Annotated in this window: 10 protein-coding genes and 1 pseudogene; 4 read left to right on the forward strand and 7 right to left on the reverse strand. The window is 49.4% G+C overall.

Annotated elements, in window-relative coordinates; translation table 11 throughout:
- Positions 1–418: 418 nt before the first annotated feature.
- The 4 genes from GEI7105_RS0111335 to GEI7105_RS30090 all read right to left on the reverse strand — a co-directional run bounded on the left by GEI7105_RS0111335 (position 419) and on the right by GEI7105_RS30090 (position 3,645).
- On the reverse strand, positions 419–1,258 hold the full coding sequence (locus GEI7105_RS0111335; RefSeq protein WP_017660580.1) for an Npun_R2479 family HD domain-containing metalloprotein: 840 nt from the start codon (positions 1,256–1,258) through the stop codon (positions 419–421).
- A gap of 69 nt (positions 1,259–1,327) precedes the next feature.
- Positions 1,328–2,269 (reverse strand): phosphate ABC transporter substrate-binding protein, encoded by a 942-nt coding sequence (locus tag GEI7105_RS0111340; RefSeq protein WP_017660581.1) that lies wholly within the window; start codon positions 2,267–2,269, stop codon positions 1,328–1,330.
- A gap of 6 nt (positions 2,270–2,275) precedes the next feature.
- Positions 2,276–2,986 carry a PspA/IM30 family protein gene (locus GEI7105_RS0111345; RefSeq protein WP_017660582.1) on the reverse strand — a complete coding sequence of 237 codons (711 nt, stop codon included), beginning with the start codon at positions 2,984–2,986 and terminating at the stop codon, positions 2,276–2,278.
- A 260-nt stretch (positions 2,987–3,246) separates the two neighbouring features.
- Positions 3,247–3,645 (reverse strand): hypothetical protein, encoded by a 399-nt coding sequence (locus GEI7105_RS30090; RefSeq protein WP_026097591.1) that lies wholly within the window; start codon positions 3,643–3,645, stop codon positions 3,247–3,249.
- A 76-nt stretch (positions 3,646–3,721) separates the two neighbouring features.
- On the opposite strand from GEI7105_RS30090, the gene GEI7105_RS34800 reads away from it, so the two are divergent.
- The gene (locus GEI7105_RS34800) at positions 3,722–4,879 is read left to right on the forward strand and encodes an ISL3 family transposase (protein WP_026097647.1); all 1,158 of its coding nucleotides are present in this window, start codon (positions 3,722–3,724) and stop codon (positions 4,877–4,879) included.
- A gap of 288 nt (positions 4,880–5,167) precedes the next feature.
- On the opposite strand, the pseudogene GEI7105_RS41020 reads toward GEI7105_RS34800, so the two are convergent.
- Positions 5,168–5,416: pseudogene (locus GEI7105_RS41020) on the reverse strand (CRISPR-associated protein Csx3); the annotation flags it as partial.
- A 5-nt stretch (positions 5,417–5,421) separates the two neighbouring features.
- Complete coding sequence (gene crn3 / locus GEI7105_RS0111365) at positions 5,422–5,760, reverse strand: CRISPR-associated ring nuclease Crn3/Csx3 (protein ID WP_026097592.1); 339 nt, start codon at positions 5,758–5,760, stop codon at positions 5,422–5,424.
- A 99-nt stretch (positions 5,761–5,859) separates the two neighbouring features.
- Here crn3 and GEI7105_RS0111370 point away from each other — a divergent pair, with 99 nt between their 5' ends.
- The 3 genes from GEI7105_RS0111370 to GEI7105_RS0111385 all read left to right on the forward strand — a co-directional run bounded on the left by GEI7105_RS0111370 (position 5,860) and on the right by GEI7105_RS0111385 (position 11,833).
- Positions 5,860–7,212 (forward strand): TIGR03985 family CRISPR-associated protein, encoded by a 1,353-nt coding sequence (locus GEI7105_RS0111370; protein WP_017660584.1) that lies wholly within the window; start codon positions 5,860–5,862, stop codon positions 7,210–7,212.
- A gap of 394 nt (positions 7,213–7,606) precedes the next feature.
- Positions 7,607–9,358, forward strand: a complete 1,752-nt coding sequence (locus GEI7105_RS0111380) for a Cas10/Cmr2 second palm domain-containing protein (RefSeq protein WP_017660586.1) — start codon at positions 7,607–7,609, stop codon at positions 9,356–9,358.
- A gap of 15 nt (positions 9,359–9,373) precedes the next feature.
- Positions 9,374–11,833, forward strand: a complete 2,460-nt coding sequence (locus GEI7105_RS0111385) for an RAMP superfamily CRISPR-associated protein (protein ID WP_026097594.1) — start codon at positions 9,374–9,376, stop codon at positions 11,831–11,833.
- A 93-nt stretch (positions 11,834–11,926) separates the two neighbouring features.
- On the opposite strand, the gene GEI7105_RS30100 is transcribed toward GEI7105_RS0111385, so the two are convergent.
- Positions 11,927–12,296, reverse strand: a 370-nt coding sequence (locus GEI7105_RS30100; RefSeq protein ID WP_144053916.1) for a transposase, incomplete at its 5' end; no start/stop codon positions are given.

A 12,296-nucleotide genomic window follows, 5' to 3' on the forward strand; every position in this document is an offset into this window, starting at 1 on the left:
AGAGCATAAAGCCCAAAACCAAAAATCAGATCCGTCCGGCTTGGGGGCACCAAGTGGACGTAAAACAAAAAGCCTGTGGAATCGTTCTGGCGGGGACTTGAAGTTATCTGAGTTCAAGTCTAGTCAAGAGGTTGAGAAGCAGGAAATCCTTGGTGTGAACCCGGGAATCTCCCTGCATACCCGATAGGGTTGCTGGGAGAGGATGTCAACTCCCCTCTCCTTTGGGGGGGCTAAGGGGGGATGTGGTGAAGACTTCTTGCAACCCAACTTATCGAAAACGGATTCTGGATCGACCCTATCCGCTCGTCTCCATATTTGACCGATGGTTTGTCTGCGTTCTTTAAAATTTGGTTGACAATAACATCAAAATATGGTATGCAGCATCGGACGGCTGAGAGAGGTGCTTTGCAACGCAGGTTTAAGAGGCTTCGAGTTGTTCGTGTTCGACGATGAAAACGTTGGAGTATAAGTTGGCTAAGATTTGTTTGCCTTGTTGGGTCAGTTCGAGATATCGCAAGGCGTTTTTGATGTAAGGATAGACGCCGTTCCAGTAAAATTTGGGGTAGCCTCGGCGTAAGTGTCCGGGTTTTTTATAGCCTAATGCTTTATTCGTTCCGGTTTCCTCGAATTCGTAGAACAAGGCCGAGATTTTTTTGAGGTATCGCGGATCGCTGAGTTGTCCGATCAGGTCGGCCGCCCGCACTAAGCCGGGGTAGTGAATGGTGTCTTGGTGGTCGTCGAGAGAGGGAACGGGAAATCGCGTCAGTTCGATGTTCCGTTTGATGGTTTCGGCATCGATGAGTTTGTGACCGCCAAACCGTTCGTCAACAAAGAGTTTGCCACGATCGACGTGGTACGGGGTCAGACTGGCATCCGAAGCCCCAGGCGGCAAGCAGACGAAGACGCCGTCTCGACCGGTGGCGTAGAGACCGGGTCGGTCTTGACGACAGACGCCCTTAACGTAACCGATGTCGTGACAGACGAGGGAAATAATGCAGTGCAACCAGTCGTCGCAGGAGACGCCGCCTTGACGGATATGTCTGCCTCGTAGGATTTCTTGACCGACGAGGGTGACGAGAACGGTATGTTCGACGTTGTGATAGAGGGCGTCGCTGTTGGCGATGTTTTCGAGTGCCATGCCACCCGCCCAGGCGATGATATCTTCGTAGTCGGGGTTCAATCCGCCATAGGTGCGTCGGTAGCCGTCACGAAGTTGTGAGACAAAGCGATCGATCGTGAGTTCGGTAGCGTTCAACATTGGCGATTGAGAGTTGACAGTGAACGGTTGATAAGTATTATGCGGTACGGGTTCGGTCTGCCCGAGGCGTCAGCGTCCGGCGGTGGCGATCGCCTGTTGTCCTGGGGGAGAGGCAACGAACCCGAGAAAGGCTGACACGTTGGGCGTCGGTGGGTTTTGGTACGCGTAGTACAGCGTGCGTTTGTAGGGATATTGGGCGGCGGCTGGGGTCAAGCCGTCGATCGCCACGACGCGAACGGTACTTTGGTTGAAGATTTGGGCGGCGGTGGCGTAGCCGATGCCGTCGTCTCCTAACTCCCGCAACATGGGTGTGGTAGCGTCTCGTTCCATCGTCGTAATGTTGGGGGTGTTGCCGAAATTGCCCCCCTGGAGAACCAGTTCTTGAAAGGCTTGGCGCGTTCCGCTTTCGGGGGGACGGTTGATGACGCGAATCGGGTTGTCGGGACCGCCGATTTGCGACCAGTTGGTCATTTGTCCGGTGAAAATGCCCACGACGTTTTGTTGGCTGAGTCCTTGACCGAAGGGGTTGCCCACGCCGACGACGAGGGCGATCGCGTCGTTGGCTACGGGAACGGCGACTAATCCCTGGTTTTGTTCTTGGGGCGTGAGGGGACGGGATACGGCGGCGAGATCGGCTTGTCCGTTGAGGAGGGCTTGGATGCCGTTATCGGACCCGGTGGCACGGGTGGCGACGGTGGTTCCGGGGAATTGGGCTTGAAAGGCGGTTTTCAGGTTTTCGTTGAGAGACACCATACTCGTCGAACCGTCGATCGTGACGGTGGTTCCGCTGGGAACGGTCGTCGGAGGTGAGAACGCGTTCGGCGTCGGTGGGGGAGGCGGGGCAGTTGTGACTCGATCGGGTGCGGCGTTTGGGGCTTGCTGGGCTGGGGCGGTGGTGACGCCAGACGGTGCGGACGGGCGTTTGAAGAACCACCAATATCCTCCTCCGGCGAGGAGCAGAAATATCAGAATAAAAATGATGGGAGGCGGGCCGCTGCGGGGTTGAGTCACGATCCTTTACTGCTGGTGTGGGGGACGTTTCGATTGTTGCAACCGTCGATCGATCTCGTCGTCGAGGGTGAGGGTTTCCCAGTCTTCTGCCATATTATCGCTGGAAAGGTCGCGGACTTCGGCGAGGGCTTGTTCTTCGAGGTGTCGTTGTTCGATGGTGTCTTTGGCACGGTCGAATTGCGATCGCGCGGAGTCGATGTTGAGTTGGCTGTTGACACGAGCGATCGCGTCGAGGGCTTGACTCATTTCTGCCATGTCCTTCATGTGTTCCATGTCGGCTTTGTAGGCTTCGAGATCGATTCGCTCTCGATTCAATCGGTCTTGGGAGGCTTTGACAAAGACTTCGGCTTGGCGAACTCGTTCTTCGAGTTGGGGCAGCAGTTGCTCGAGTTGGATGGCTTTGGCCATGGCGAGGCGGGCGGTGCTTTCGTCTCCGTTTTGACGGGCGGCGATCGCTTGTCGTTCGTACTGTTTGGCTTGTCCGACTTTCTCTTCGTATTTCAGTGCGGCTTTTTGGTAGGCTGCGACTTGGGCTGAGACCGCTTCGGCCAGTTGTCGGACGGACGCCTGCATTGCCTTGAGAGATGTTTCGGCACTTTGCAAAGGGTCGGCGGTGCGGCGTTCGTCTTCTGGTGGTAATCCCCACAACCAATTCCAGATATTTACCGTGACTCGTCCGGCAGTGTCGCCCATGAGCCAATATACTGCTTTTTTCATTGGGGGGAGGGGAACGGTGGGAGGTGTTGGCTTTCTAGTTCGATTTTAAGCTGTGGGTTGGGGGCGTGCAAGGAAATAGGTTTTGAGTTTTGGGGACATTTCAATTTCGTGGCACGTCTCCACCTGCGACACTTCCCCGAACTCACGGGAAGGAGGGGGAAGGTTGCGATCGCCAACGTGGGATACACTGATTTGGAATGTAATTTTCGAGAAATCAGCGAAGTGATCGCGCTCGTTTCAAGCTTGTTTTTTTCGATCGTTTACATGAGTTTTAAAAGGCGATCGAGTAAGGTTTGAGGAACGGCAGGGGGGCGATCGCGTTCCCAAGGTCCGGCAACCAGTTCGAGATAGGGCGAGGTTTGCAAAAGGTCGCACCGTTTTTCTCGGACGCTGTGAACGACGGCGAGGGGCGCGAGGTCGCGACAGAGTTCTTGCCACGACGGTACGGCTTGGGGGTTGCTGCTGATAATGAGGGAGTGGCTGCACGATCGCACGACGGGAAGTTTGACGGGATCGGGAACGCCACCGATATCGACGAGGGTTAGATCGATAATTTGGCGAATGTTGTGGGTATCTTTGGCTCGTTCTTGAAAGTACGAGTTGAGAACTTCGTCGGCGTTGGGCAAATCGGGAATTTTATATTTGTTTTTTTGTTTCAAACGGTTGACAACTTGGGGTCTTCGGAGTTTGAGGTGATAATAGTATAATAGAAAACAAATGCAGGCGGATCTAAAGATGAACTTTTTTGTAGAAGACTTAATCAACTTACCCAAAGTAAGAGTGAGAAGCGTGGTCAGGGAACGCGAAGCAATATTTTTGCAGCTAGGCTTTAGAGAAGAGGAAGTTGCCTGTCCTCATTGTGGCAAAAAGACGGGCGAACTTAACCAAACACGAACCGTTAGAGTTCGAGACTTGCCCATTTCGGGTCAACTCGTATATTTGCAAATACCACGGCGTCAGTTTTACTGTAAAAAATGCCAACAATACTTTACAGAAGAACTAGACTTTATTGAAACTGGTCGAAGGTTTACTAGGCGGTACGAAGAATATATTTACGAGCGAGTAATCGCTAGTAGCGTCGAGCAAGTTAAAAGAGAAGAAGACTTGTCTTGGCATCAGGTAAATGGAATTCATCAACAGGTATACGAACGCAAAAAAAAAGTAAATTGGGGACAAGTAAAAAGGTTGGGTTTGGACGAGATAGCAAAACATAAAGGTCACAAAAAATTTGTGACGGTAGTGAGCGATTTAGAGAAAGGAGAATTGATAGAAGTCATCGACTCTCACCAACAAGAAGAAATCGCTGAAGTTCTTCTACAGCAACCGTTAGAGGTCAGAGAGGCAGTCGAAGAAGTCAGTGTAGATATGTGGGGAGGATTTCCAAAGCTTATCGAAAAAGTGTTTCCCAATGCCCAAATTGTCGTCGATAGATTTCACGTTATGAAAGCGGTGAATGACAATCTAAATAAAATCCGAAAGCAGGTGAAGTTTAAAATCAAAATCAAAGGAGCAAAATGGTTATTGCTGAAAAACCAAAAAGACTTAAAAGAAGAGGGATTGGAAAAATTAGAGGCCGTTTTAAAACAGTCAAAACGTTTACGAAAAGCTTATCAGCTTAAAGAGGATTTTAGAGAAATTTATGAAACAACTCAAGACCCAGAGAGCGGAAAAAATAAATTTAAAGAATGGTTGTGTAAAGCACAGAGTATTTATGGTGATGCTGTCAAGACAATTCGCAATCATCTTAACACAATATGTAATTATTTCTTGAGCCGAACAACCAATGGTGTTATGGAGGGTATTAATAATCGTCTTAAACTGATAAAGCGTCAAGCTTATGGCTTTATAAATTTTGAAAATATGCGAATGCGCTTTCTGTCTTGCTTTACTTAATAAGTTTTTCTTATCACCTTGTTTTGCGAAGACCCCAACTTGTCGATTTTGACTTTCGTAACTGTAGTTACCTTCGCCGTCCCAATTGGCGCGGTGCAAGTAGACTTGTAAGTCGGGGCGCGATCGCGTGACGGCTACGCGCAAGGCGTTCGCTAACACGCTTTTTCCACTGTTGGGCGGTCCGCCGACGAGCAGAGCGATGCCCGGTTCGCGGTTGTGAAAAATCGGCAAGGTGTCGCCGGGTGCAATTCCAGTTTGGCGAGAACGCACGACGACGACCGATCGCGATCGCAAGTCGTAAAACCCCACCCACGGCGCATCTTGCAATTGCAACAAGGCGTGGTTGTAAAACCAGTTGGGAGCGTTTCCGTACAGCACGACGCCCTGACTGAAATCGAGTTGTGGCGGAACTTTCCACGATAACAACGCGCTCGGAGACATCAGGCGTTTGAGGGGGCGCGTGTTGATGGCGATCGCTTGATAGTCGCGACTGCTGCCTTTAAGTTGGATAAGTTGCAGTTGAATTTCGGGTTGCATTGCCGTTATGGGGTGTCCGCTTCGGGGAGTTCGATGTCGAGAACTTGGCTGACGCGCACTTGATGGGTGTGGCTGGAGACGACGACGATGCCCAAACGGGGGTCGTAGCACCCCACCCAAGCGGCGGGGTGGCATTCGTGGACGAGGTAGCCGTACAGCCAAATGGGGGCTTTGCCTTCGATGGCGATACCCTGTCTGAAGTCGATGCCAGCGGGTAAGGTTAGATTTTTGAGATCGGCGGGGGTGATGATGCCGTCTTCGGTGGCAATGCGAACGTGTAAGTGTTGGTAAGGGTAGCCGTCGCGGGTTTGGTGGGAAATGAGGCGCAGTTTGATAGGCGTCATGGCGGGTTCTGGGGTTGACGATCGAAGACAGGCGATAACGAGAGTATTGTAAGACCTGTATGGAACTAGCACCTTCCGAGACGGGAGGAGAGAGGCAAGATGGAAGAGGCAACGATGAAGCGATCGCGTTTTGAGTTTTCGCCGTCGGCCGAGTTTCTGCAAGGGTTGACGCGAGGAGCGTTGGCGCAGCATTTGTCGCGTGCGATGCGGTTGTGGGTGGAGTTGCGTTGGTTGTACGGTCGTGAAGGGGCGGCGTTACCAGAGCGGTTTAGTTACGTGCAATGGCGAGATGAGTTTTTTACGGAAACGCATCCGACGGGGGAAGCGGTTCCGGCGTTGCACGATCGCCACTGTGCTTGTGCGAAACCGGCGGCGCAATGGTTGCAACCTTGGTTGACGCCAGAGTGGAGACAACGGTTGTGTCAGCATGCGGGATTGGAGGAGGAACAGTTGGCGGCGGTGTTGGAGCGGCGGTTGTTTGGGGTGACACGGCGATCGCTCTTCGACGATTTTCGGCTGTTGGTGGAGTTGGGATGGTTGCGACGGCGAGGACGGATGTTCGAGCGGGTGTCGGTGTTTCCGATGGGTTTGCAGGGGGAGGAACGGCGGTTGACACCCGAGGAGTTGCCGTTGGCGTTGGTGAATTTGGATTTGGGGGCGGTGGCGCAACGGTTTTCTAAGCCGATTGCGGGGGTGCAGCGATTTTTCTTTGAGGTGGATTATATCGTGCGCGATCGTAACATCGATCGGGTGGAAGATTGGCAAGATAAGTTAGAAAAATTGTGGGGTCGTGCGGGGGTTCCGCCGGTGCGGTTGACGTATAACAGTTCGCGGTTGGGGGTTGCGGTGCGCTGTGTGGTGTATCCGGTGTGTTGTTATTACGTGCGTCGGGCGATTTATTTGTGTGGTTTTGGGGAAACGCCGGATCGTTGCGGTCAGTGGTACAATTTTCGGCTCGATCGGGTGCGGGATTTACAGGAAATTGACTGGGAAGACGAATCGGTTCCGCAGGGGTTGCGGGAGCGGTATCGGGAGCGACAGTTACCGACGCCGGACGTGATTCGCGAGGAAATGGAAGCGGCGTGGGGGTTTGATTTTTATTTGAAACCTCGATTGATGGTGTTGCGGTTCGATCGCGGGTTTCACGACGGGTATGTGGCGGGGACGTTTCGTCACGAGACGTTTGAGCCGGTGAGTTATGCGGAGGTGGGGCGGTTGATTGGGAAGTACGCGGCGGGGGAACGGCGGGAGTTGTTGTTGGCGGTGTGGCGAGAGCGATCGCCCGAGGATGCGTATTATCGGGTTTATGTGCGGGAGGGGGATACGAACGTGCGGATGCGCCTGCGAGCTTGGCATCCGTTTGGGGAGGTGTTGTTACCGTGGGAGATTCGCCAGGAGATGCGATCGGAGATTTTGCAGGCGTATCGCTGGTATGTGGGGGATGAGGGCTAGTTGGAAGGTGCTTCTTCTAGGGCGATCGTATAATGGCGTTGTTGCCTTCGAGGAGTTAGCACACATGAGTTGAAAGGACGAGCTTCTTTTACAAATGGAAGTAATTTTTTGGAAAACGTTACAGTTTTCAGATATGGAGTGAAGAAAAGATTAAAAAATTGATTTTTCTAACTTTAGGGCTGTTGAAATTTGATATCTTGAGAAAAATAGATCCAGGCATTTTTTTCGACACGACCCACCGAGCAGTTCTGGCGCTGGAGCGGACTGCGTTGTCTGGACTGGTAAAGATTTTTTTTGAGGCTTGTTGCTTCGGTGCGATCGAGCGTCGCAGAAGCGATGTAGCGTCGTGTGTTTTCGTGATTTTTAGGCATTGATTCTCAACGGAGCGATCGATATGACAAAACAAGCGTATTACTTGGTACTCATCGAAACATCTGGCAATCAAAACTATATTTTCTCAACGAACAAGTTGAAAGAAAATATTGGAGCTTCTGGCTTGACTTACACGGCAGGAACAAAATGGGTGATTCAAGCGGTTTCTGATGTGAATCCTGAAATTCTTTCAGAAAAAGTTGATTGGAACAATACGAAATTAATTCGCCAACTACTTTGCAATCCCAAGAAAAACCCACCTATCGAACAACCGGAGTGCGAGGCTGAAATTATCATCGCCACGTCAGGCAAAGCTTTGATATTAACGAAAACTAAAGAGAACGCACAGGCTATCATCAGCCGCGTCACAAAAAAAGCCCTAGTCGAAGCCCCTGGATTGGACATTGCAGGCGTATTTAAATCGATAAACAATTGGTCTCAAAATAATAGTCTTGCCGATGGAATTCGCGCCGTTCACAAACGTTTTGAAAAAACGCGATCGCGCCGTCCGTCTCCCGAATCGCGCTTTCTTCGCCTTCCCATTATTGCAGACTGTGCCGTGAGCGGTTTACCCGCTTCCAAACTGGATACAAACCCCGACAACCAGCTCGTTCCAATTTCCAAGGTAAGTGAGGTCAAACGGGAAGCCTCTAAAAGAGCAATCAAGCGTTTGCAAACCCTGGACGCTCGGCTCATACAAGACATCAACAAGCTGGAAAAACAGTTTGAGCAAGATGAAATGTCTTGGCTGGCGATCGTTCATGCTGATGGCAATGGGTTAGGGCAGATTTTCCTAAATTTTGAAGACTACATCGGCGACGATAAAAGCAATCGCGCTTATATTCACAAGTATCGAAAATTCTCTCTCGAACTGGATGAATGTACTGAAGAAGCCTTCAAAAAGGCAATTGGCGTATTGCCGTCCAAAAAGGATAACTTGCCTCTCGTGCCGTTAATTGTCGGTGGTGATGATTTGACGGTGGTATGCGACGGGCAATATGCTCTCGAGTTCACACGAGTTTTCTTACAGGAATTTGAAACGCAAACTCAAGACAAATCACACATTGCTGAAGTCGCCGAAAAAGCCTTCAAGGTGAAACGTCTTTCTGCGTGCGCGGGAATTTCCATTGTCAAGCGACATTTCCCCTTTTCAGTGGCTTACGAACTGGCGGAAAAGTTAATTAAATCTGCCAAAGATGTGAAACGCAAAGTTCTCACACCGGATTCCACCGATAAGAATCAAACGCCATTTCCCTGTTCGGCGATCGATTTCCACATTCTCTATGACACCAGCGGCATCGAACTCGAAAGCATTCGCAAGAAACTCGAACCGGATTCAAATACTTTGCTCTACAATCGCCCCTACCTTGTCACTGACATGAACAATCTCAGTTCAGCAAAGGGTAAAGAGTGGGCAGAACAACATAAGTGGGAACGGTTGAGCGATCGAGTGACTTGGCTCAAGCATGAGGAATTGGAAAATCCTGAAAATCAGGAAGCTAAAACCAAAAATCTTCCGCCCATTTCCAGCAGTCAAAGCCACGCCCTCCGAACTGCGTTGTTTGTCAGTAAAGAAGAAGCAGACGCTCAATACGCGCTAATTCGACAGCGATATCACTTCGAGGATTTTGCAGAAAGTCAGAACTCACTTTTCTATGAAACCACTCGAGAAAAAGACGATCGCACAGAAACGATTTACATCACGTCATTTCTCGATGCTCTCGATGCCCAAGACTTTTTGAAAAACAAGCAAACCCATCCCTCGCAACAGTAGAACGGAGAACGCCAAATGAGTAACACACCCCTAACCGTACCTCAAAACTGCACTTTGACGATCGCGATGAAGAGTGATTGGCACGTTGGCTCTGGCTCGGGGCGAGGTGAAATTGATAGTATCGTGCAACGAGATGCTGACGGTTTACCCTACATTCCCGCGAAAACCTTGACGGGTATTTTGCGCGATGGCTGCGAACAAGTCGCCCAGGCGTTAGATGGAAGTACAACAGGAACCTGGAACGACTGGGTAAATTTTATGTTTGGCGATCAGCCTGCTTTGGCGAAAGAGGCGATCGAAGACGAACCTCGTCCCGCTTCCCTGTCGATTCGATCGGCTTATCTCGATGAAACTTTGCGCGAGGCGTTGCGGGAAAAACCCAAACTGCAACAGGCGATCGCATTCATTAAACCCGGTGTTTCCATTGACGCCAAAACAGGTTCGGCGAAACCAGACTTTCTCCGCTTTGAAGAAGTGGTTCGTATGGATGCCGAGTTAAGCGCAGAGTTTGAACTCAACTTCTCTGAAACGACATCCATCACAGATCCAGCAAAACTGCAAACAGTTCAACAAGTTTGTTACGCTCTGCTTATAGCCGGAGCGAAAATGGTCGATCGACTAGGCGGAAAACGCCGCCGAGGAGTTGGAACCTGTGAAATTAAAGTTGATGGAAAAGAGCAAGCTTGGCTGAAATGGTTCCGAGACAATCGTACCAATATAAGACAGCTTTCTGATTTAACTGAAAATCATACCGATACAGAAAAACCTTCTGATTGTAACTCCGAAAAATCTCAGGATACCAAAGAAACATCTGACTTAAAGTCAACAGAAAACTGGTATCGAATTTCGCTCAAAATTGAAACGAAATCCCCTCTAGTTTTACCTGCTCGAACCGTCGGTAACATTGTCGAATGTCTAGATTACATTCCCGGTCGTTATTTGTTGCGTCACCTGCACAAAAAACTCGGAGACAAACTCGATGTCAGTCAGGCGATCGCCCAGAACAATCTCGTCATCACTAATGCCACCATTGAAATAGATGGAGTGGCAGGTCGTCCAACGCCATTTTGCTTGTTTGGAGAAAAACTCGATGGGGGTTTAAGTAAAGGCAAAAAGGTTTACAATCGCTTTCAAGAACGCGAACCCGATGATATTCAACTCAAAGGCGAACGTGTCGGTTATCTCGGTCAATTTAACAATTCCGAACTACCAAAATACGAGAAGGTTGATTTTGAGTTGTACACCCACAACACGATTCAAGATGAAGTTCAACGTCCAACTCGTGATGTCGGTGGAATCTACAGTTACGAAGCGATTCCCGCCGGAATGACATTTCGAGCCGAGTTGAGGATTCCTGCCAGTGTCAAACAACATCTCGACAATCAAGATGGACAATGGTTCGATAAACTAAAAGGCAAAACTCGCATCGGTCAGTCTAAAAAAGACCAGTACGGCGCGATATCCATTCAAGTTGAGTATCCCCAATCTATTCAACAAACAGCAGCCAGTGATTCAAAACTTTATGTATGGTTTGTTTCCGATGTTTTGATGCGGGGCGATCGCCTCAATCCGACTGTCAATCCTGACGATTTTAAAAACGCCTTAGCCAGCGAGCTAGGTGTCACACTCCAAGAATGTAAAAGCGACGGATTGTTATCAATGATGCTACGTCAGCGGCGAACGGAATCCTGGCAGGTTCGTTGGGGTTTACCTCGTCCGTCGATGGTGGGTTGGCAAGCCGGGAGTTGCATGGTTTACAACGTGACAGGAGGCTCGATCGACCCCGAAAAGCTTGCCGAACTTGAAGCCAAAGGAATTGGCGATCGCCGAGCGGAAGGGTACGGACAGATTTTGTTTAACGACCCGCTCTTGACTCAACAACTTTCGAGTTTTAAACGGACGAGTAAAACACCGAAAAACTCTAAAGCCGATTCTCTCATTTTGTCCAAATCCTCCAATTCAGGAAATACCAAGCAGGTGTCCAGTTCAGTGTTTGACTACGCGCGGACAATCGAAACAGCCGCATGGCGAGAAGCCATTCAAAACAAAGCCGTCGCCATCGCTGCGGATGCTCAAAAACGGCGAGAAGTCCTTGGGATTCACATTACTGGTAAAGACAGTCAGCCACCCATGAGTCAACTTGGAGGCTTGCGATCGGTGATGGGGAAATTGACGGCGCGAAAAGCCCCTAATTCCGTAACTCAGTGGATTGATGCGATTCAGGAGGTTAAAAACCGGGAAGAGAAATGGCCGGGAACAAGTCTCAACAATATTCAAACCCTCGTGACGGACTTCAATCGGATTTGGCAAATCCTAGAACTCGATGCAGTTTTGACCGAGTTAACTGTTACCGATAATGGCGAAACCAAACTGAAAGCAGATTTATGGGCGGAAGCTGTTCGGACTTTGGTGGATGCCATGATTCGGGGTCACAAACGTGACTTAGAAAAAGTACAATCTAAGGAGGTGGCATAAATCATGGCACGGGAAATCGAAACACGCTGGAAAATTAGCGGAACCTTAAAAGCGAAAAGGGTCTTCGCAAAACAAGGTGATAAGAAAAACTTATTAAGTAAAGCAAGACAGAAAGCGCATTCGCATATTTTCAAAATTTATAAAGCCATAAGCTTGACGCTTTATCAGTTTAAGACGATTATTAATACCCTCCATAACACCATTGGTTGTTCGGCTCAAGAAATAATTACATATTGTGTTAAGATGATTGCGAATTGTCTTGACAGCATCACCATAAATACTCTGTGCTTTACACAACCATTCTTTAAATTTATTTTTTCCGCTCTCTGGGTCTTGAGTTGTTTCATAAATTTCTCTAAAATCCTCTTTAAGCTGATAAGCTTTTCGTAAACGTTTTTGACTGTTTTTAAAACGGCCTCTAATTTTTCCAATCCCTCTTCTTTTAAGTCTTTTTGGTTTTTCA

This window comes from Baaleninema simplex PCC 7105 (assembly GCF_000332355.1).
Classification (GTDB): Bacteria; Cyanobacteriota; Cyanobacteriia; order Cyanobacteriales; family Geitlerinemataceae; genus Baaleninema; species Baaleninema simplex.

Coding starts and splice junctions, on each gene's coding strand:
- GEI7105_RS0111335 (WP_017660580.1), bottom strand. CDS start 1,258: ATGTTGAACGCTACCGAACTCACGATCGATCGCTTTGTCTCACAACTT.
- crn3 (WP_026097592.1), bottom strand. CDS start 5,760: ATGACGCCTATCAAACTGCGCCTCATTTCCCACCAAACCCGCGACGGC.
- GEI7105_RS0111385 (WP_026097594.1), top strand. CDS start 9,374: ATGAGTAACACACCCCTAACCGTACCTCAAAACTGCACTTTGACGATC.
- GEI7105_RS0111370 (WP_017660584.1), top strand. CDS start 5,860: ATGGAAGAGGCAACGATGAAGCGATCGCGTTTTGAGTTTTCGCCGTCG.
- GEI7105_RS34800 (WP_026097647.1), top strand. CDS start 3,722: ATGAACTTTTTTGTAGAAGACTTAATCAACTTACCCAAAGTAAGAGTG.
- GEI7105_RS0111380 (WP_017660586.1), top strand. CDS start 7,607: ATGACAAAACAAGCGTATTACTTGGTACTCATCGAAACATCTGGCAAT.
- GEI7105_RS0111345 (WP_017660582.1), bottom strand. CDS start 2,986: ATGAAAAAAGCAGTATATTGGCTCATGGGCGACACTGCCGGACGAGTC.